At 69.4% G+C, this 17834-nt stretch carries 22 protein-coding genes and 1 pseudogene; 15 read left to right on the top strand and 8 right to left on the bottom strand.

The genetic code is table 11. From position 1 onward, the window contains the following. Window positions 1-136: 136 nt before the first annotated feature. Both JQX08_RS12095 and JQX08_RS12090 read right to left on the bottom strand, forming a co-directional pair. Window positions 137-748, bottom strand: coding sequence for an exonuclease domain-containing protein (locus tag JQX08_RS12095; RefSeq protein ID WP_205348627.1), 612 nt, complete (start codon window positions 746-748; stop codon window positions 137-139). 42 nt (window positions 749-790) lie between these two features. Beyond that, window positions 791-1270 carry a LabA-like NYN domain-containing protein gene (locus tag JQX08_RS12090; RefSeq protein ID WP_205348626.1) on the bottom strand — a complete coding sequence of 160 codons (480 nt, stop codon included), beginning with the start codon at window positions 1268-1270 and terminating at the stop codon, window positions 791-793. Window positions 1271-1408: 138 nt separating this feature from the next. On the opposite strand from JQX08_RS12090, the pseudogene JQX08_RS12085 reads away from it, so the two are divergent. The 5 genes and pseudogenes from JQX08_RS12085 to JQX08_RS12065 form a co-directional block, all read left to right on the top strand. Then, window positions 1409-1753, top strand: a pseudogene (locus JQX08_RS12085) (hypothetical protein); the annotation flags it as partial. A 68-nt stretch (window positions 1754-1821) separates the two neighbouring features. Then, on the top strand, window positions 1822-2307 hold the full coding sequence (locus JQX08_RS12080) for a YbaK/EbsC family protein (RefSeq protein WP_205348625.1): 486 nt from the start codon (window positions 1822-1824) through the stop codon (window positions 2305-2307). Beyond that, window positions 2304-2516 (top strand): hypothetical protein, encoded by a 213-nt coding sequence (locus JQX08_RS12075; RefSeq protein WP_205348624.1) that lies wholly within the window; start codon window positions 2304-2306, stop codon window positions 2514-2516. The genes JQX08_RS12080 and JQX08_RS12075 overlap by 4 nt, the downstream gene beginning before the upstream one ends. Before the next feature lie 73 nt (window positions 2517-2589). Further along, window positions 2590-3246 (top strand): YciC family protein, encoded by a 657-nt coding sequence (locus JQX08_RS12070; RefSeq protein ID WP_205348623.1) that lies wholly within the window; start codon window positions 2590-2592, stop codon window positions 3244-3246. Window positions 3247-3318: 72 nt separating this feature from the next. Then, complete coding sequence (locus JQX08_RS12065; protein ID WP_205348622.1) at window positions 3319-3723, top strand: VOC family protein; 405 nt, start codon at window positions 3319-3321, stop codon at window positions 3721-3723. Between the two features lies 1 nt (window position 3724). Here JQX08_RS12065 and JQX08_RS12060 read toward each other — a convergent pair whose 3' ends face one another. Together JQX08_RS12060 and JQX08_RS12055 are read right to left on the bottom strand one after the other, a co-directional pair. After that, window positions 3725-4558 (bottom strand): SDR family oxidoreductase, encoded by an 834-nt coding sequence (locus JQX08_RS12060; protein WP_205348621.1) that lies wholly within the window; start codon window positions 4556-4558, stop codon window positions 3725-3727. Between the two features lie 13 nt (window positions 4559-4571). Further along, on the bottom strand, window positions 4572-4811 hold the full coding sequence (locus tag JQX08_RS12055; protein ID WP_205348620.1) for a CDGSH iron-sulfur domain-containing protein: 240 nt from the start codon (window positions 4809-4811) through the stop codon (window positions 4572-4574). Between the two features lie 94 nt (window positions 4812-4905). On the opposite strand from JQX08_RS12055, the gene JQX08_RS12050 reads away from it, so the two are divergent. Beyond that, complete coding sequence (locus JQX08_RS12050; RefSeq protein ID WP_205348619.1) at window positions 4906-5997, top strand: endonuclease/exonuclease/phosphatase family protein; 1092 nt, start codon at window positions 4906-4908, stop codon at window positions 5995-5997. Between the two features lie 93 nt (window positions 5998-6090). Beyond that, the gene (locus JQX08_RS12045) at window positions 6091-6894 is read left to right on the top strand and encodes a substrate-binding periplasmic protein (RefSeq protein ID WP_205348618.1); all 804 of its coding nucleotides are present in this window, start codon (window positions 6091-6093) and stop codon (window positions 6892-6894) included. On the opposite strand, the gene hrpB is transcribed toward JQX08_RS12045, so the two are convergent. Next, the gene (hrpB, locus tag JQX08_RS12040) at window positions 6834-9341 is read right to left on the bottom strand and encodes an ATP-dependent helicase HrpB (RefSeq protein ID WP_205348617.1); all 2508 of its coding nucleotides are present in this window, start codon (window positions 9339-9341) and stop codon (window positions 6834-6836) included. The genes JQX08_RS12045 and hrpB overlap by 61 nt on opposite strands. A gap of 131 nt (window positions 9342-9472) precedes the next feature. On the opposite strand from hrpB, the gene JQX08_RS12035 reads away from it, so the two are divergent. From JQX08_RS12035 to JQX08_RS12015, 5 genes are all read left to right on the top strand, one after another. Then, on the top strand, window positions 9473-9892 hold the full coding sequence (locus tag JQX08_RS12035) for a polyribonucleotide nucleotidyltransferase (protein WP_205348616.1): 420 nt from the start codon (window positions 9473-9475) through the stop codon (window positions 9890-9892). A gap of 43 nt (window positions 9893-9935) precedes the next feature. Beyond that, entirely contained in the window at window positions 9936-10829 is an 894-nt protein-coding gene (locus JQX08_RS12030; RefSeq protein WP_205348615.1) for a cation diffusion facilitator family transporter, read from the top strand. Between the two features lie 52 nt (window positions 10830-10881). Next, window positions 10882-11298 (top strand): MAPEG family protein, encoded by a 417-nt coding sequence (locus tag JQX08_RS12025; protein ID WP_205348614.1) that lies wholly within the window; start codon window positions 10882-10884, stop codon window positions 11296-11298. A 323-nt stretch (window positions 11299-11621) separates the two neighbouring features. Next, on the top strand, window positions 11622-12101 hold the full coding sequence (locus tag JQX08_RS12020) for an Lrp/AsnC family transcriptional regulator (protein WP_205348613.1): 480 nt from the start codon (window positions 11622-11624) through the stop codon (window positions 12099-12101). A 163-nt stretch (window positions 12102-12264) separates the two neighbouring features. After that, window positions 12265-12483 carry a DUF2788 domain-containing protein gene (locus JQX08_RS12015; RefSeq protein WP_205348612.1) on the top strand — a complete coding sequence of 73 codons (219 nt, stop codon included), beginning with the start codon at window positions 12265-12267 and terminating at the stop codon, window positions 12481-12483. 24 nt (window positions 12484-12507) lie between these two features. Here the strand turns inward: JQX08_RS12015 and JQX08_RS12010 are convergent, their stop codons facing one another. Continuing rightward, window positions 12508-13137 (bottom strand): pseudouridine synthase, encoded by a 630-nt coding sequence (locus JQX08_RS12010; RefSeq protein WP_239482135.1) that lies wholly within the window; start codon window positions 13135-13137, stop codon window positions 12508-12510. A gap of 81 nt (window positions 13138-13218) precedes the next feature. Between JQX08_RS12010 and JQX08_RS12005 the strand changes: the two genes are divergently transcribed. The 3 genes from JQX08_RS12005 to JQX08_RS11995 all read left to right on the top strand — a co-directional run bounded on the left by JQX08_RS12005 (window position 13219) and on the right by JQX08_RS11995 (window position 15831). Next, the gene (locus tag JQX08_RS12005; RefSeq protein ID WP_205348610.1) at window positions 13219-14271 is read left to right on the top strand and encodes an MBL fold metallo-hydrolase; all 1053 of its coding nucleotides are present in this window, start codon (window positions 13219-13221) and stop codon (window positions 14269-14271) included. A gap of 85 nt (window positions 14272-14356) precedes the next feature. Further along, entirely contained in the window at window positions 14357-15391 is a 1035-nt protein-coding gene (gene ahr, locus JQX08_RS12000) for an NADPH-dependent aldehyde reductase Ahr (RefSeq protein WP_205348609.1), read from the top strand. Continuing rightward, on the top strand, window positions 15388-15831 hold the full coding sequence (locus tag JQX08_RS11995) for a GNAT family N-acetyltransferase (RefSeq protein ID WP_205348608.1): 444 nt from the start codon (window positions 15388-15390) through the stop codon (window positions 15829-15831). The genes ahr and JQX08_RS11995 overlap by 4 nt, the downstream gene beginning before the upstream one ends. Here the strand turns inward: JQX08_RS11995 and amn are convergent. Together amn and JQX08_RS11985 are read right to left on the bottom strand one after the other, a co-directional pair. Next, the gene (gene amn / locus JQX08_RS11990) at window positions 15828-17294 is read right to left on the bottom strand and encodes an AMP nucleosidase (RefSeq protein WP_430472533.1); all 1467 of its coding nucleotides are present in this window, start codon (window positions 17292-17294) and stop codon (window positions 15828-15830) included. The genes JQX08_RS11995 and amn overlap by 4 nt on opposite strands. 90 nt (window positions 17295-17384) lie before the next feature. Beyond that, window positions 17385-17813, bottom strand: coding sequence for a PaaI family thioesterase (locus tag JQX08_RS11985; RefSeq protein WP_205348606.1), 429 nt, complete (start codon window positions 17811-17813; stop codon window positions 17385-17387). Window positions 17814-17834 lie beyond the last annotated feature (21 nt).

Raw genomic sequence — 17834 nt, 5'->3', positions numbered from 1 at the left:
CTTTTGAAAAACGTTGGCGAGGCAGCCAGCGCAAGGCGAAAACAGGCGAAAAAACGCAGTTTACGAGGGGTAAATGAGCATTTTGAGCCTGTTTTAAACGCTGCGATGGCAACGCAGGTAGTTTTTCAATAGCCGGCTAGCCGGCGCGCAGCTTGCCGAGCATCTCGCCGATCTTCGCCGCCGGCACCTTCTGCAGTTTGCACAGCAGCGCGTGGGACACCGCGCCCAGGCCGTGGCGTTCGCGCAGCCGCGCGGCCAGGTGCAGGGTCAGGTTCGCCGCCATCTCGGCGTCGGCCAGCGCGCGGTGCGCCCGTCCGGTGTCCGGCAGGCCGGCCCAGCGATTCAGGGTGCCGAGCTTGTGGTTCGGCGCCTCGGGCAGCAGCCGCCGGGCGAGCAACAGCGAACAGGCGAAAGGCTGCTGACGGCTGCGGCGGATCAGGCCCAGCTCGGCGTCCCAGAACTTCTGGTCGAACGCGGCGTTGTGCGCCAGCAGCGGCGTGCTGCCGACGAATTCGGCGGCCTGCTGCATCACTTCTGCCGCCGGTGGGGCGCTGCGCAGCATGGCGTTGCTGATTCCGGTCAGCTGCTCAATGAACGGTGGCACCCAGGCGCCACTGTTCATCAGGCTCTGGAAGCGGGCGACGATGCGCCCGTCCTCGATGATCACCGCACCGATTTCGGTGGCGCGGCAGTTCGGTCCGGGGGTGATTCCGGTGGTTTCGAAGTCGATGACGGCAATGGGTTCCACGGGGTCGATCTCAGGCAAACGGGGTCAAGGACGGCGCGCGGCTCAGCTCTTCAGCAGCAGCTCGCCGTCGATCGGCACGAAACGGCTGGCCGAGCGCACCAGCGCCTGGGCGGTCAGGCTCGGCACGCCATACACCGTGGCCTCGATGCCGTGGCTGCCGCGCACCTTGTCGAGCAACAGAGCGAAATCACCATCGCCGGAGGCCAGCACCACCTCGTCGACCCGCGGCGCGGCGTCGAGCACGTCGATGGTGATGCCGACGTCCCAGTCGCCCTTGGCCGAGCCGTCGCTGCGCTGGATGAACGGCTTGAGGCGCACGGTGAAGCCGAGCTTGCGGAGGATCTGCTGGAACTGTTGCTGCTTGGCATCGCCACGGTCGATGGCGTAGGCGTAGGCCTCGACGATCTGCCCGTCGCGGCCGATGTCCGCCCACAGCGCCGCGTAGTTGAGGTGGCAGGCGTAGGCATGGCGGACGGTGTAATAGAGGTTTTGTACATCGGCGAACACTGCAATCCGCTTCATCGCCGGCTCCAATGCAAGGGGGACGCGCGAGCGCCACTTCGTTCAGCTGCGGTTCAGGGAGTGGACAGCAGGCGTTCAGGATACCCTTCGTAACCTAGCTCCGTCGAAACAAACCACCCCTTCGATAGGAGCTAGACCATGAAAATCTTCCCACAGCTCGTCCTCGCCACTGCCGTACTCGGCGCCGCCGTCGGCGCCCAGGCCGCCGACAACTTCGTCGGCCTGACCTGGGGAGAAACCAGCAACAACATGCAGAAATCCGATGCGCTGAACCAGAACCTGGCCAAGCCCAAGCTCGACAGCGTGATCAGCAACAGCGGCACCTGGGGCGTGCGCGCCGGTCAGGAAACTGCCGACGGCCGCTATTACATGACCTACGAGAACGTCTCCGACAACGACCACGGCCTCAAGCTGCGCCAGCAGAACCTGCTCGGCAGTTACGGCGGCAGCCTGGAGCTCGGCGATTCGTCGCTCGGCGGCGCCTGCTTCCGCATCCGCCTGCCGGCCTGAGCAGGGTTATCATGGCCGGCCCTTCCGCCAGCGCAGCGCTCATGTCCCTCTACGACCGCAACCTCGCCTTGCTCGACACACAGGCCATCGCCTATCGCCTGGTCGAGCACGAACCGGTGCTCGACTACCCGACCGCCCATGCCGTGCGCGCCCGCTTCGGCCTGCGCGGGGTGGAGAGCAAGAGCCTGTTCCTGCGTCTCAAGGACGGCCGCTACGCCATGCTGGTGACCGCCGAGGGCGCGCGCGCCGACTGGCCACGCCTGAAGACCCTGCTCGGCGCACGACCGAGCGTCGCCAGCGACGCCGAACTGATCGAGCTGACCGGCTGCGTGCCGCAGTGCGCCTGCCCGTTCGGCCATGCGGCAGAGATCGAGTTGGTGTTCGACGACGCGCTGCTCGGCCACGAGCACTTGCTCTATTCGCCCGGCCCGCCGGAGCTGACCCTGGAGGTGGCCACCGCTGACCTGCCGCGCCTGCTCGCCAGCCTGCCGAACCGCGTACACCACCTGCACGCCAGCGCCCCATGAGGGCCTTTCTGCACGCCAACTGGCCGTGGCTGATCCTGCTCGCCCTCGGCGCCGCCCTGCTGTTCGCCGAGCACGGTGTCGGCTTCAGCCTGGTCCGGCCGCTGAGCGGCACCGGCATCGGCCGTAGTGCCCTGTCGGCGGACAGCACGCGGCTGATCGGCGGGGTGCTGCTCGGCCTGGCGCTCTGGCAGCTGCTGCGCCGCCGGTAACACAGTGGCGTTGGGCGGCATCGCGACCATCGGCTACAGTGTCGCCCCTGTCCTCCTGCCACCGATGTCCCCGATGAACCCGCTGCCGATCCTCCGCGACTCCTGGTACTTCTTCTCCCGCCACCTCGGCGCCATCGCCCTGCTCTGCCTGCCGCTGGTGGCGATCGAATGCCTGGCCCGGCAAGTGCTGCTGGCCAGTCTCGGCGACAGCGCACCGGCTGCCTCCGAGCTACTCCTCGGCCTGCTGTTCTACCCGCTGTACACCGGCGCGCTGATTCTCTATCTGGACAGCCGCACGCGCGGCGTCCCGCAGCGGCACCGCGACCTGCTGGCGATGGCCCTGCAGCTGTGGCCGCGCTTTGCCGTGCTCACCGCGCTGAGCAGCCTGCTGATCATGATCGGCGTTTCGCTGTTCGTGCTGCCCGGGCTGTGGGTGATGATCAAGCTGGCCTACGCCGAGTACCTGGTGGTGCTGGAACGCCAGTCGCCGCTGGAAGCCCTGCGCGAAAGCTTCCGCCTGACCAACGGCCAGTTCTGGCTGGTGCTGAGCTGCCTGCTGGCGGTGATGGCGCCGCTGTGGGGCTTCGACTGGCTGCTGTTCAGCTACCTCAGCGTGCCGAACGAGGGCCTGCTGCCGCTGCTGGTCGATTGCCTGCGCAGCTTCCTGCAGCTGTTCGCCAGCGTGGTGGTGTTCCGCCTGTTCATGCTCGCCCGCCCGCAAACCTTTTAAGACAAACCGGCGGGTAGAGGTGACGCGGGACCGCTAAGGTTAACCGGGCGACTTTCCAAGGAGGACCCCGCAATGACCGATATCCCGCCCAGCATCCTGTCCCACGTGTCCATCGGCACCAACCAGTTCGAGCGCGCCGTGGCCTTCTACGACGAAGTGCTGGCCACCCTCGGCTGCCAGCGGATCATGGAGCACCCCGGCGCCGTGGCCTACGGCCGCGACTTCCCCGAGTTTTGGGTGCAGCGGCCGATCGACGGCCAACCGGCGAGCCTAGGCAACGGCACCCACTTCGGCTTCATCGCCCTCGGCAAGGAAGCGGTGGACGCTTTCTACCAGGCCGCCCTGGCCGCCGGCGCGAGCGGCGACGGCGCGCCCGGCCCGCGCGAGGAGTACGGCGCGCCGTACTACGGCTGCTTCGTGCGCGACCTCGACGGCCACAAGATCGAAGCGGCCTTCTGGGACAGCACGCTGGAGTGACCTAGCGCTGCGGCTTGAGCCCGGAAATCCGCGGCAGCAGCACGCGTTCGAACAGCCGCGGGAAGAAGCGCGCCAGGACCCGCGCGCGCCAGTCGACGTTGGACAGCACCAGCAAGCGCCGGCGCCGCAGCGCGCCCTGGTAGATCGCCTCGGCGACATCCTGCGGCGCCGCCACCTTGCCGATCGCCAGCGGCGGATGGCGGGTCACCGAACCGTCGGCGACCAGCGCGTTCTTGCGCAGGTCGGTGGCGGTGAAGCCGGGGCAGACCAGCATCACGTTGACCCCGGAGCCCTTGATCTCGTAGCGCAGCGTGTCGAACAGGCCGTGCAGCGCGTGCTTGCTGGCGTTGTAGGCGCTGCGGTAGAGCAGCGGGGTGAAGCCCGACAGCGAGCTGAGGACGATGATCTGCCCCTGGCGCTGCAGCAAGCTGGGCAGCGCCGCCTTGGTCAGGTGCAGGGCGCCGAAGTAGTTGACCGCCATGATCCGCTGGAACACCGCCAGGTCGGTTTCCGCGAAGGTGCTGCGGTGGGTGATGCCGGCGTTGTTGATCAGCACGTCGACCCCGCCGAAGCGCTCGATCACCCGCGCGATGGCCTCGGTCGCCTGCGTCGCGTCGGCGACGTCGCAGTGCAGGCCGAGCGCCTCGACGTTGTGGTGATCGGCGAGGTGGCGCACCAGGCTGTCCAGTTCGCCCTGCTCGAGGTCGAGGATCGCCAGCCGCGCGCCGGCCTGGGCCATGCGCAGCACCAGCGCCCGACCGATGCCGGCACAACCGCCGCTGACCACCACCACCTTGCGTTCGAACACCTTGCTGGCGAAGACCTTGCGCTGCATGCCCGGGCGGCCTCTACAGACGGTTGTGGGTGCCGTCGCAATACGGCGGCGTGCGGGTGTGCTTGCAGCCGCAGAGGTACACCAGGTCGTCCTCCTCGGCGTGGAACTTCAGCGGGGTGATGCCACTGCCCTTGTGCGCACCGTCGCAGAACGGCTGGCTGGCGCTGCGCCCGCAGCGGCACCAGAAGTAATCCTGACCGGCGAGCACCTGCACGGCGAAGGGGCCGCGCTGGGCAATCAGCGGTTCGTTCATCTGCGCAGGCCTCGTCACTGGGGTTGGGAGCGACCGGGCTGTCGGCTATGCTCCTAGGCTTTCAGCATAGTCCAAGCCCCGACAGGCCCAGCCCATGTCCCTGCCGCGCGTCATCCGCCCCATCCTGTTCAGCCTCTTGGTCATCGCCACCAGTCTCGCCGCCCTGGTCTACATCCTCACCTGGCACCCGGCGGCGCGCGAGGACCTGCCGGTCAGTTGCGAAGGCCCGGCGCCCAGCCTGCAGCCCGGCCAGGCGCTGAAGGTGATGACCTGGAACGTCCAGTACCTGGCCGGCAAGCGCTACGTGTTCTGGTACGACCTCGCCGACGGCAGCGGCCCAGACCTGCGCCCCACCGCCGAAGACCTGGCCTTCACCCTCGACGAAGTGGCGCGGGTGATCCGCGACGAGGCGCCCGACGTGGTGCTGCTGCAGGAACTGCACGAAGGCGCCAAGGCCACCGACTACCAGGACCAGTTGGCGCTGCTGCGCGAGCGGCTCAGCGACCTGTATCCGTGCACCAGCCAGGCGTTCTACTGGAAGGCGGCGTTCGTGCCGCACCCGAAGATCCTCGGCAGCGTCGGCATGAAGCTGGCCACCCTCAGCCGCTTCCAGATCGCCCGCGCCGAGCGCCTGCAACTGCCGCTGATCCCGGCCGACCCGATCACCCGCGCCTTCGCCCTCAAGCGCGCGCTGCTGCTCAGCTACCTGCCGGTGCGTGGTGGCGGGCAGATCGCGCTGATCAACACGCACCTGGATGCCTTCGCCCAGGGCGACGACACTATGCACAAGCAGATCGCCATGAGCGCCAGCCTGCTCGCCCAGCTGGAGGCGGAGAAGACCCCCTGGGTGTTCGGCGGCGACTTCAACCTGCTGCCACCCGGCCAGTACGAGCGGCTCGGGCTGCGCCAGCGCAGCTGGTACGCGGCGGACAGCGAGCTGGCGGTGCTGGCCAAGCAATACCCGATGATTCCCAGCCTGGCCGAGGCCGGCGGCACCGATCGCGCCGACTGGTACACACACTTCCCCAACGACCCGCAGAGCAGTGGCCCGGACCGCACCCTCGACTACCTGTTCCACAGCCCGCAACTGACCCGTCTGGCCGCCAATGTGCGGCGCAGCGACACCCTGCAGATCTCCGATCACCTACCGCTGGTCGGCCGATTCCTCCTGCCGGCGCAGCACTGACGAGCTGCCGGCCGCGAGGCTGGCCAAACGCCAGAAGCTCTGCCCATACTCAGCGCCAGAGACAAGAAGACGGCCCGAGCCGCGATGGTGTCCATGCGTACATTGAAGTGTCTGCCGCTGTTGCTCGCGCTGGCCGCGGGCATGACGTTCGCCGCCCCACCCGTAGCCCCGGTGGTGGTCGGTTTCTACGATTTCCCGCCGTCGATCTACACCGATGCCGACGGCAAGCCGCAAGGGCCGATGGTCGAGATGATGCGACTGTTGCTCGAGCGCGCCGGCTACCCGCTGGAACTCCGCTCGCTGCCCAGCGCGCGCCTGTACACCGGCCTGCAGGACGGCAGCGTGCAGATCTGGGCCGGGCCGCACAAGGAACTGCTGAAAGCCCATGTGCTGACCGGCCAGCAGCAGCTCAGCGCGATCAACCTCAACCTCTACTACCGCGCCGACATGCCCAGGCCGCAGGTGCCGGTCGACCTGATCGGCCGCGAGCTGGTGATGATCAGCGGTTACAACTACTCGGCGAGCATCAACCAGTACCTCAACGATCCGGGCATGGGCATCGGCCAGCACCGCACCCGCTCGCACGACTCGGCGCTGGAAATGCTCCTGCGCCGGCGCGGCGATTACCTGCTCGATTACTCGATCGCCGTCGACGATGCCGCGCAATCCCTCGGCGTGGCGGTGCCGCCGCATGTCGAGCTGGAACGCCTGCCGCTGTACCTGCACGTGTCGCGCCACCAGCCGCACGCCGCCAAACTGCTGCACGACCTCGACGCCGCCTACTTGGCGCTGGAGCGCGAGGGCGTCGACCTCAGCATGCCCGGCGATCCGGACTATCAGCGCCGTGGCTTGGCGCGCGAAGTCGGCTCGGCGATCAGCGGATCGTCCGGCCAGTAGTGCTTGGGATAGCGCCCCTTGAGGTCCTTCTTCACCTCCAGGTAGGTATTGGCCCAGAAGCTCGCCAGGTCCTGGGTCACCTGCACCGGGCGGCGCGCCGGCGATAGCAGGTGCAGCTTGACGATCTGCCGGCCGCCGGCGATGCGCGGCGTCTCGGCCAGGCCGAACAGCTCCTGTAAGCGCACCGCCAGCACCGGCGGCTCCTCGCTGTAATCGATGCCGATCCGCGAGCCGGACGGCACCGCCAGGCTGCGCGGCGCCAGCTCGTCGAGGCGCTGCGGCAGTGGCCAGGGCAGCAGCCCGGCGAGCATGCCGGGCAGGTCGAGGGCGGCGAAATGGCTGAGCCGGCTGACCTTGTCGAGGTACGGCAGCAGCCACTCCTCGAGACTCGCCAGCAGCGCCGCGTCGGACAAGTCCGGCCACTCGCTGGCGCCCTTCTCCGCCCAGTCGAGGCGCCGCAGCAGCGCCACCCGTGCCTGCCACTGGCGCAGCTCCGGGGTCCAGCTGAGCAGCTCCAGGCCCTTGCGGCGGACCAGGCCGAGCAGCGCCAGGCCGCGCGCGGCGGGGTCGAGTTGCGGCAGCGGCTGGCTGTCCAGCACCAGCGCGCCGACCCGGCGCTGGCGTTCGGCGCGCAGCACACCCTCGCGCTCGTCCCACTCCAGTTCGTCGCGCGGGCTGACCTGCTCGGCGAGCAGCCCGTCGAACAGCCCCGGGTCGAGGTCGGCGGCCAGGTAGATACGTTCCTCACGCTGGCCCTGGCGGCTGCCGAGGTCGGCGACCACCAGCCATTCGTGCTTCATCAGTGCGTCCGGTTCGCCGAACTGCGCCGCGCGGCCGTTGGCCAGCCGGTAGTCGGCACCGCCGGCACGGCGCTGACGGGCGATGCGATCGGGATAGGCCAGCGCCAGCAAGGCACCGAGCCAGTGCGGCTGCTCGGCGTCGGCCTGCGCCGCGACGCTGCTGCGCGGCAACAAGCCCTGAAACTGCCGGGCCAGCTGGCGCACCCGCTGGGTGGCGCCGCCGGCGCGACCACCAGCGCCGAGCAGCGCCAGGCGGCTGTGCAGGTCGGCGCCCGCGCCGCGCGGGCCGATATCCCGCTCGCCGAGCAACGCGGCGACCTGGCAGGCCAACTCGGCCAGGCCGAACGCCTGACCGCGCAGCAGCAGGTGGGCGATGCGCGGATGCGCCGGCAGCTCGGCCATGGCCTGGCCGTGGGCGGTCAGGCGGCCCTGAGCATCGAGCGCGCCGAGGCGGCCGAGCAGTTCGCGGCCCTGGGCGTAGGCCGCCGCCGGCGGCGGGTCGAGCCACAGCAGCTCGTCCGGGCTGACTCCCCAGCGCGCCAGCTGCAGGGCCAGCCCGGCCAGGTCGGCCTGGAGGATTTCCGCGCTGTCGTAGGCGGCCAGCTGCTCGTGCTGGGTCTGCGACCACAGCCGGTAGCAACTGCCCGGCTGCAGGCGCCCGGCCCGCCCGGCGCGCTGGGTGGCGCTGGCGCGGGAGATACGCTGAGTGGCCAGGCGGGTCATGCCGCTGCCCGGATCGAAGCGCGGCACCCGCGCCAGCCCGGCGTCGACCACCACGCGCACGCCGTCGATGGTCAGGCTGGTCTCGGCGATGTTGGTGGCCAGCACCACCTTGCGCTGCCCGGCCGGCGCCGGCTCGATAGCCGCGCGCTGGGCGGCGAGGTCCAGCTCGCCGTGCAGCGGGCAGAGCAGGATGTCGGCGCGCCCGTCCAGCTGCTCGGCGAGGCGTTCATGGACCCGACGGATCTCCGCCTGGCCGGGGAGAAACACCAGCAGGCTGCCGGGCTCGGCGCCGAGCGCCTGCAGCACGGTCTGCACCACCCGTGGTTCGAGCGCCTCGCCGACTTGCGCCGGCGCCCCCCACAGGGTCTGCACCGGGAACATGCGCCCCTCGCTGCGCACCACCGGCGCGGCGCCGAGCAGCGCCGAGAGTCGCTCGCCTTCCAGGGTGGCGGACATCAGCAGCAGCTTGAGCGGTGTGTCGCGCAGCAATTCGCGGCCATTCAGGCACAGCGCCAGGGCCAGGTCGGCATCCAGGCTGCGCTCGTGGAACTCGTCGAAGATCACCAGGCCGACGCCGTCGAGCGCCGGATCGGCCTGCAGGCGGCGGGCGAGGATGCCCTCGGTGACCACCTCGATGCGCGTGCGCGGGCCGACCTTGCTGTCCAGGCGGATGCGGTAACCGACCGTCTCGCCGACCCGTTCGCCCAGCTCGCTGGCCAGCCGCTCGGCGGCGGCACGCGCGGCCAGCCGGCGCGGTTCGAGCATGAGGATGGTCTGCCCGGCCAGCCACGGCTCGTTGAGCAGCGCGAGCGGCACGCGGGTGGTCTTGCCGGCCCCCGGCGGCGCTTCCAGCACCACCTCGTCACGAAGGGCGAGCGCGGCGCGCAGGTCGGCGAGAACGGCGTCGATAGGCAGGGCGATCATGGGGACTCCAGCGGCAAGGCGGCGATTATAGCGGCGAACCGCCTGCGCTTCGGCGTGGTCGAAATGGCACATTGCCAAGGTTCGCGGCAGCGCGCCTTGGTATAGTGGCGCAATCATTTCAGGAGGCCCCTATGCGCATGCAGTCCCGCCTAATCGGCAGCGTCGTCACCGTTACCCTGGTCACCCAGCTCACCGCCTGCGGCACCTTGTTCTTCCCCGACCGGCGCGGACAGATCGAAGGCAAGATCGACCCGGTGGTTGCGGCCCTGGATGCCATCGGCATCCTCTTCTATGTGATCCCCGGGCTGATCGCCTTCGGTATCGACTTCGCCACCGGCGCCATCTACCTGCCCGACGGCGAGACCGCGCAGGTCGATCCGGTGGACCTGCAGCAGACCATCGGCGCCGACGGCCAGGTCGACAAGCAGCAGCTCAAGGCGCTGATCGAACGCGAAACCGGGCGCAGCCTGCCGCTCGACGACCCGCGCCTGCTCCAGCAGCGCGGCAGCCTGCAGCAACTGGCCAGCTACGGCCTGCAGCCGGCCGCCTAAGGGTGCACCGCGCCCGCGCCACGCGGCTCGGCGGGGACCGCGCATGTCGCTGAGCCAGCAGCACGCCCAGCTGCTGCGCCAGGCGACGCTCGCCTCGCTGTGCGTGGCGGGCATCCTGATCGTCGCCAAGGGCATCGCCTGGTGGCTGAGCGGTTCGGTCAGCCTGCTCGCCGGCCTCACCGACTCGCTGCTCGACGGCGCCGCCTCGTTCCTCAACCTGCTCGCCGTGCGCTACGCGCTGCAGCCGGCCGACGAGGACCACCGCTACGGCCACGGCAAGGCCGAGGCATTGGCGGCCATGGCCCAGGCGCTGTTCATAGCCGGCAGTGCGGTGCTGATCGCGGTCCAGGCGTTCGAGCGCCTGCACGATCCGCAACCGCTGGAAGGCGGGCCGCTGGGCATGGCGGTGATGCTCCTGGCGCTGGCGCTGACCGTCGCCCTGCTGATGTTCCAGCAGCGGGTGATCCGCCTGACCGGTTCCACGGCGATTCGCGCCGACTCGCTGCACTACCGCTCCGACCTGCTGCTCAACGGCAGCATCCTGCTCGCCCTGGCGCTTGCCCAGTTCGGCGTGCCGCATGTTGATGCGCTGTTCGGCCTGGGCATCGCCGTGTACATCCTGTGGAGTGCGGTGAGCATCGCCCGCGAGGCGGTCGCCGTGCTGATGGACGAGGAACTGCCGGCCGATGTCGGCACGCGCATGCTCGAGCTGGCCTCGGCGGTGCCCGGCGTGCTCGGCGTGCACGAGCTGCGCACGCGGGTCTCCGGCAGCCGCTGGTTCGTCCAGGTGCACGTCGAGCTACCCGCCGACATGCCGCTGCGCACCGCCCACGACCTCGGCCAGCAGGCCGCCGCAGCGATCCAGAACCACTACCCGCGCGCCGAGGTGCTGGTGCACATCGATCCGGTGGCGCCACGACTAGAGCATTTACTCTAAAAACTGCATTAGACTGCGCGAGCTTCTCCACAACAACAACAAGGAGCTCCGCATGTCCCTCACCCCCAGCGTTATCGCTCTGCTCGGCCTGGTCGCCTGGACCCTGCTACTGGCCCTGCTGATCGTCAATCACCGCGGCCTGCTGGTGCTTGCTGGCAAACGCGCGGTCAACGCCTTCGCCCCTGACGGCAGCAGCACCCCCGGCTTCGGCCAGCGTCTGGCGCGCGCCCACGCCAACTGCATCGAGAACCTGCCGCTGCAGGCCGCCGTGCTGCTCTATGTGCTGCACGCCGGACAGACCGCACTGACCGACCCGCTGGCCCTGACCCTGCTCGGCGCGCGGCTGTTCCAGTCGCTGATGCACCTGATCAGCACCTCGCCGCTGTTCGTCTGGCTGCGCTTCGCCGGCTACCTGGTGCAGGTGGCGATCCTCGCCTGGTGGCTGCTGCGCCTGTTCGGCGTGCTGTGAGGCAAACAAAAAGGGCGGCTCCCCCCGGGGAGCCGCCCTTTCAATAATGTCGTCCTGTGCTGGCAATCGTGTCGCCGCTTTCGTCGCCTGCCTGATTGGGCAGAGCGGACCCGGGGGCCGGTGCGGTCCGGTGGGACCGGCGGCGCCGACTGACCTGATTGGGCGAGTCGGGTGGACAAGAGTCCGGGCCGTGAAACTGGAACAAAGCTTAACCCTGCGCTGCCGACAGCGGATTGCGAAGATTGCTCACCGGCAGGCCAGTTGCGCAATCTTTCACCCCTGAAGCATGATTGGCAGCAATCCAACTACAAATTAGTGCTGCGATGAACAAACTAGACCGCTACGATCTGAAGATTCTCGCCGAATTGCAGCGCGACGCGCGGTTGTCCAACCAGGAACTTGCCGAGCGCATCGGCCTGTCGCCGTCGCCCTGCTCGCGGCGCGTCAAGCAGCTCGAGGATGACGGCTACATCGTTCGCCAGGTGGCGCTGCTCGACCGCAAGAAGCTCGGCCTGAGCCTCACCGCCTTCGTGCTGATCGGCATGGACCGCCACACCCCGGAGCGCTTCGAGCACTTCCAGTCGGTGATCCGCCAGTGCCCGGAGGTGTTGGAATGCAGCCTGGTCACCGGGATGGACGCCGACTACCAGCTGAAGGTGGTGGTGCCGGACATGGACCATTACCAGAAGCTGCTGCTCGGCACCCTGACGCGCATCGAGGGGGTGTCCAGCGTGCGTTCGAGCTTCGTCCTCGATCAGGTGATCTCCAGCACCGAGCTGCCGCTGCTGCACCTGCGCAGCTGAGTCGCCGGCGCGACGAAGGCGCACCGCGCGGCGCGGCTGTTCACGTATAATCGCCGCCGATTTCGCGTGGCCCCGCCGTCAGAGCAGTTCCAACAACAATCGCCCGCCCCCACGGCCAGTCCCTGCACTGGCCTTGTGTCTGCCTATTTCCCGGAGGTAAGCGATGGAACCGGAACAGCTCGAAGCGTTGATGATGTACGTCCTGGTCGGCGGCCTGATGGTGTTCATGGCCTTCATCATCTGGGACTTGGCGAAGAAGTCCAAAGCCGGTCGCCTCGGCACCGCGATCCTGTTTCTCGGCCTCGGCCTGTGCCTGTTCGCCTTCCTGGCCAAGCCGCTGATCGGCTACGTCATCGAAGTGACGCGCGGCATCCACGGCTGACGCGCCGCAGCTGGACGCGGCCCGCTACGGCAGGCACGCCGGCACCTCGCGCCACTCGCCCGGTGCCAACCCGTCGAGGCTCCACGGGCCGATGCGCACCCGCACCAGGCGCAGGGTCGGCAAGCCGACCGCCGCGGTCATGCGCCGCACCTGACGGTTGCGCCCCTCGCGAATCACCAGCTCCAGCCAGGCGGTCGGCACGCTCTTGCGAAAGCGCACCGGCGGCTGGCGTTCCCACAGCTGCGGTTCTTCCAGCAGGCGCGCCTCGGCGGGCAGGGTCGGCCCGTCGTTGAGCTCGACACCGTCGCGCAGGCGCTGCAGTTGCGCGGCATCCGGCTCGCCTTCCACCTGCACCCAATAAGTCTTCGCCAGCTTGTGCTTGGGATCGGCGATGCGCGCCTGCAGGCGGCCATCGTTGGTCAGCAGCAGCAAGCCCTCGCTGTCGCGGTCCAGGCGCCCGGCCGGGTACACGCCCGGCACCGCGACGAAGTCCTTGAGCGTGGCGCGGCCCTGCTCGTCGTTGAACTGGGTGAGCACGTCGAACGGCTTGTTGAGCAGGATCAGCCGCGGTTCGGCCGGCGCCGGCTTGGCCACCCGGCGCGGCGCGGCGGCGGGACGGGGGGAGCGCGAAGGGGGACGCGGAGGACGGGGCATGGTTGCAAAAGGTGTCGGACGGCTGGCAGCGCGGAGCGGCCATGCTAGGTTGAGCACTGACCAACCGCAAGAGCACCGCCCATGCCCACATCCCTGCGCCCGCTATGGCTGCTCAACCTGCTCAGCCTGCTCGGCCGTCACGACCAACCCTACGCCGGCGCGGCCAGCGACCACTTCGACGGCCAGCGCTTTCGCAACCTGGCGCCGACCCCGCACAAGGGCCTGCGCGAACTGCTCAAGTGGCAGCTCAACCGGCCCAAGAGCAAGCCCTGGGTGGCGCCGCCGGCGGCGCCACGCTCACCGCTGGCCGAGCGGGTCGGCGGCGCGGAGCTGCAGGTCACCTACATCAACCACGCCACGGTGCTGTTGCAGCTGCACGGCCTGAACATCCTCACCGACCCACTGTGGTCGCAGCGCGCCAGCCCGTTCAGTTTCGCCGGACCGAAGCGCCACCACGCGCCGGGGCTGAGCCTCGACCAGCTGCCGCCAATCGACCTGGTGCTGGTCAGCCACAACCACTACGACCACCTCGACCTGTGGAGCCTGCGTGAGCTGGCCCGGCGCTTCCCCGCCGCGCGGGCGGTCACCGGGCTGGGCAACGGGCCGCTGATCGAGGCCTGCGGTTTCGACACGGTGATCGAACTGGACTGGTGGCAGAGCCTGCCGCTGGCCGATGGTCTGCGCCTGCACGGCGTGCCGGTGCAGCACTGGTCGGCGCGCAGCCGCCGCGACACCAACCAGACCCTGTGGCTGGGCTTCGTCCTCGACTCGCCGCACGGCCCGGTGCTGTTCCCCGGCGATAGCGGGCTGGGCGAAGAGTTCAAGCTGATCGGCGAGCGTTTCGGGCCGTTCCGCTTCGCCACCCTGCCGATCGGCGCCTACGAGCCGCGCTGGTTCATGCGCGATCACCACATGAACCCCGACGATGCGGTGCAGGCCCATCTGCAGCTGCAATCGCAGAGCAGCATGGCGATCCACTTCGCCACCTTTCGCCTCACCGACGAAGAGCAGTTCGACCCGCCGCGCGCGCTGCGCCAGGCGCTGGCCAACCATGGCGTCGATGCGCAGCGCTTCCGCGCCCCGGCGCCGGGCGAACAGTGGCGGGTGCCGGTGCTGCTCGCGGAGCCGGCCTGATTATCCCCACTTCGAGCGATCCCGCGGCGCGCGGCAGGCTGGCTATGCTTGCGCCCCTGCCCCGACGATCCAAGGAGTCCCGGCCATGAGCGAAACCGAATCCGTAGTCGACACTTTCACCGGCTGGGCCGCGCTGGCCGCCGGTGCGCCGCTGCAACCGCACAGCTTCGATCCCGGCCCGCTGGGCGCCGAGGAAGTGGAAGTGGCGGTGGAGTTCTGCGGCATCTGCCATTCCGACCAGTCGATGATCGACAACGACTGGGGCAACGCGCGCTTCCCGTTCATCCCCGGCCATGAAGTGGTCGGCCGCGTGGTGCGCCTCGGCGCCCAGGCGCGTGGCCTGCAGCTCGGCCAGCGGGTCGGCATCGGCTGGTACAAGAGCAGCTGCATGCACTGCTCGTCGTGCATGGACGGCGCCCACCAGCTGTGCGGCAAGGTGCGCACCACCATCGGCGGCAGCAACGGCGGCTTCGCCGACCGCGTGCGCGCACACTGGGCCTGGGCCCTGCCGCTGCCCGAGGGCCTCGAGCCGAGCCTCGCCGGGCCGCTGTTCTGCGGCGGCTCGACGGTGTTCGCGCCGCTGCTCGAACACGACGTGCGCCCCACCGACCGGGTCGGCGTGGTCGGCATCGGCGGCCTCGGTCACCTGGCGCTGCGCTTCCTGAATGCCTGGGGCTGCGAAGTCACCGCCTTCACCTCTTCGCTGAGCAAGCAGGACGAAGCCAAGCGCCTCGGCGCGCACAAGGTGGTGGCCTCCAACGACAGCGCCGCGCTCAAGGCGATCGCCGGCAGCCTGGACTTCCTGCTGGTCACCGCCAGCGCCGATCTGGACTGGAACGCCCTGCTCGGCACGCTGCGCGGCAAGGGCCAGCTGCACTTCGTCGGCATCGTGCCGAGCGCGATCCCGGTCCACGTGTTCCAGCTGATTCCGCAGCAGAAGGGCCTGTCCGCCTCGCCGGTCGGCTCACCGCGGCACATGGCGACCATGCTGGAGTTCTGCGCACGTCACCAGATCGTCCCGCAGGTCGAGCTGTTCCCGATGAGCCAGGTCAACCAGGCGCTCGACCACCTGCGCAGCGGCAAGGCGCGTTACCGCGTGGTACTCGACGCCAGCCGATGAACGTCGTGGAAAACCCAGGCGCCGCCGACCTGCCGCGCCTGCTGGAGGTGTGGGAAGCGGCGGTCCGCGCCACCCACCACTTTCTCAGCGAGGCGGACATTCGCTTCTATGCGCCGCAGGTGCGCGCGGCCTTCGACAGCCCGATTCGCCTCGCCTGCGTGCGCGCCGAGGATGGCCAGGTCGCCGGCTTCGTCGGGTGCCTGGACGGACGCATCGAGATGCTCTTCGTCGACCCGGCGCAGCACGGCCGCGGCTTCGGCCGCCGCCTGCTGGAACACGCGGTGGCGCAGCACGACGCCCGCGCGCTCGACGTCAACGAGCAGAACCCGGACGCGCTGGCCTTCTACCGCCACCTCGGCTTCGAGGTGGTCGGGCGCTCGGCGCTGGATGGCAGCGGCAAACCCTTCCCGCTGCTGCACCTGCGCCTGCCGCCGGGTTAGCGGAACGGCGGCTCGTCGAAGCTGCGCAGCTTGCGCGAGTGCAGCGCGTCGAGCTGGCTGCGCAGCAGGTCGAGCGCGGCCAGGCCGATGTGCAGGTGCTGGGTCACCGCCCGCTCGTAGAACGCGCCGGCCGCGCCGGGCAGCTTGATCTCCGAATGCAGCGGCTTGTCCGAGACGCACAGCAGCGTGCCATAGGGCACCCGCAGACGGTAGCCTTGGGCAGCGATGGTGCCGCTTTCCATGTCCACCGCGACCGCCCGCGACAGGTTGATCAGCGGGCGTTCCTGGGCCCAGCGCAGTTCCCAGTTGCGGTCGTCGTAGGTCAGCACGGTGCCGGTGCGCAGGCGCCGCTTGAGCGCCTCGCCACGCTCGCCGGTGACCGTCGCCGCGGCTTCCTGCAGTGCCAGCTGCACCTCGGCCAGCGCCGGCAGCGGGATGTGCGGCGGCAACACGCGATCGAGGATGCCGTCGCGGCGCATGTAGGCGTGCGCCAGCACGTAGTCGCCGATGGTCTGCGACTGCCGCAGGCCGCCGCAGTGGCCGATCATCAGCCAGCAGTGCGGGCGCAGCACGGCCAGGTGGTCGGTGATGTTCTTCGCGTTGGACGGGCCGACGCCGATGTTGACCAGCGTCACGCCATGCCCGTCGTTGCTGATCAGGTGGTAGGCCGGCATCTGGTAGCGGTGCCAGACCACCGCCTCGGCCACCGCCTGGGCATCCTCGTCGGAGGTGCCGCGCTCGATGATCACGTTGCCGGGCAGCACCATCCGCACGTAGCGCGGGTCGTCGCGCAGCTGGGCCAGGCCGTGGCGGATGAACTGGTCGACGTAGCGGTGGTAGTTGGTCAGCAGGATCCACGGCTGCACATGCCGCCAGTCGCTGCCGGTGTAGTGCTGCAGGCGCTTCAGCGAGAAGTCGACGCGCGCCGCATCGAACAGCGCCAGCGGCATCGGGTCGGCGGTCGCCCAGTCGTAGAGGCCGTCGGCGACGCCGTCGGTGGCGGCGGACAGGTCGGTGCTGGGGAACACCCGCGCCAGCTCGGCGGCGGTCACCCCGGAGCCGGCCAGCTCGTCGCCCTGCTCGACCACATAGGGATAGGGAATGTTCTGCTGGCTGACGCCGACCTCGACGGTCACCGTGAAGTCGGCCATCAGCGGCCGCAGCTGGTCGAGCAGGTAGCCGCGGAAGGCGTCCGGCTGGGTCACGGTGACGCTGTAGCCGCCCGGCACCTGGACCTTGGCGTAGGCGCGCACGGTGCTCGGCACTTCGCCCTGGCAGTGGTAGGTCAGGCGCAGCTCCGGGTAGCGGAACAGCGCGCGTTCGCTGGCGCTCGGCTGGGTGCGTTCCTTGAGGTAGCGCTTGAGCGCGCCGCGCAGTGCTTCGGTGGCGTGCTTGTGCAGCAGGGTCAGACGCTCCACCGCTGCTTCAGCGGTGTCGGCGACGAGGAATTCGGCGGATTCGATGACAGTCACAGGGCAACTTCCTGACGGGAATACCGCCCTATCTTGCGCCTTTGCCGGCATCGCCCGCCAGCCGCACGGCACGCCGCCGGGTCAGGGCATCGGCACCACGGCGAGGGTCACCATGGCCTTGCTGTACAGGCGCCGCTCGCCCTGCTCGTCGCCGAACACCTCGGCCTCGACCACGGTGACCTGACGGCCGGCCTTGAGCACTTCGGCGCGGCAGTACAGGCGTTCGCTGCGCGCCGGGCGCAGCAGGTTGACCTTGAACTCGATGGTCAGCACGGTCTGCCCGTCGCCGACCAGGGTGACCGCCGCCGCGCCGGCGGTGTGGTCGGCCAGGGTCGACTGCACGCCGGCGTGGATATAGCCGTTCTGCTGCAGGTGACGGGCGGCGATGACCAGCTCGGCCTCCACCCAACCCGGGCCGCAGTCGGTGGGGCGGATGCCGACGTCGTTGATGAAATTGGCGGCGGCGAAGCCGCCCTCGACCAGTTCGCGGAAGCGCGGATGAGCGTGCATGCGGTGTTCCTTGTCAGGCGG

This window comes from Zestomonas insulae (assembly GCF_016901015.1).
GTDB lineage: Bacteria > Pseudomonadota > Gammaproteobacteria > Pseudomonadales > Pseudomonadaceae > Aquipseudomonas > Aquipseudomonas insulae.
This window is presented reverse-complemented; position numbering and strand designations above follow the sequence as displayed.

Coding starts and splice junctions, on each gene's coding strand:
- JQX08_RS12090 (WP_205348626.1), bottom strand. CDS start 1,270: ATGAAGCGGATTGCAGTGTTCGCCGATGTACAAAACCTCTATTACACC.
- JQX08_RS12080 (WP_205348625.1), top strand. CDS start 1,822: ATGTCCCTCTACGACCGCAACCTCGCCTTGCTCGACACACAGGCCATC.
- JQX08_RS12075 (WP_205348624.1), top strand. CDS start 2,304: ATGAGGGCCTTTCTGCACGCCAACTGGCCGTGGCTGATCCTGCTCGCC.
- JQX08_RS12070 (WP_205348623.1), top strand. CDS start 2,590: ATGAACCCGCTGCCGATCCTCCGCGACTCCTGGTACTTCTTCTCCCGC.
- JQX08_RS12065 (WP_205348622.1), top strand. CDS start 3,319: ATGACCGATATCCCGCCCAGCATCCTGTCCCACGTGTCCATCGGCACC.
- JQX08_RS12060 (WP_205348621.1), bottom strand. CDS start 4,558: ATGCAGCGCAAGGTCTTCGCCAGCAAGGTGTTCGAACGCAAGGTGGTG.
- JQX08_RS12055 (WP_205348620.1), bottom strand. CDS start 4,811: ATGAACGAACCGCTGATTGCCCAGCGCGGCCCCTTCGCCGTGCAGGTG.
- JQX08_RS12050 (WP_205348619.1), top strand. CDS start 4,906: ATGTCCCTGCCGCGCGTCATCCGCCCCATCCTGTTCAGCCTCTTGGTC.
- JQX08_RS12045 (WP_205348618.1), top strand. CDS start 6,091: ATGCGTACATTGAAGTGTCTGCCGCTGTTGCTCGCGCTGGCCGCGGGC.
- hrpB (WP_205348617.1), bottom strand. CDS start 9,341: ATGATCGCCCTGCCTATCGACGCCGTTCTCGCCGACCTGCGCGCCGCG.
- JQX08_RS12035 (WP_205348616.1), top strand. CDS start 9,473: ATGCGCATGCAGTCCCGCCTAATCGGCAGCGTCGTCACCGTTACCCTG.
- JQX08_RS12030 (WP_205348615.1), top strand. CDS start 9,936: ATGTCGCTGAGCCAGCAGCACGCCCAGCTGCTGCGCCAGGCGACGCTC.
- JQX08_RS12025 (WP_205348614.1), top strand. CDS start 10,882: ATGTCCCTCACCCCCAGCGTTATCGCTCTGCTCGGCCTGGTCGCCTGG.
- JQX08_RS12020 (WP_205348613.1), top strand. CDS start 11,622: ATGAACAAACTAGACCGCTACGATCTGAAGATTCTCGCCGAATTGCAG.
- JQX08_RS12015 (WP_205348612.1), top strand. CDS start 12,265: ATGGAACCGGAACAGCTCGAAGCGTTGATGATGTACGTCCTGGTCGGC.
- JQX08_RS12010 (WP_239482135.1), bottom strand. CDS start 13,137: ATGCCCCGTCCTCCGCGTCCCCCTTCGCGCTCCCCCCGTCCCGCCGCC.
- JQX08_RS12005 (WP_205348610.1), top strand. CDS start 13,219: ATGCCCACATCCCTGCGCCCGCTATGGCTGCTCAACCTGCTCAGCCTG.
- ahr (WP_205348609.1), top strand. CDS start 14,357: ATGAGCGAAACCGAATCCGTAGTCGACACTTTCACCGGCTGGGCCGCG.
- JQX08_RS11995 (WP_205348608.1), top strand. CDS start 15,388: ATGAACGTCGTGGAAAACCCAGGCGCCGCCGACCTGCCGCGCCTGCTG.
- JQX08_RS11985 (WP_205348606.1), bottom strand. CDS start 17,813: ATGCACGCTCATCCGCGCTTCCGCGAACTGGTCGAGGGCGGCTTCGCC.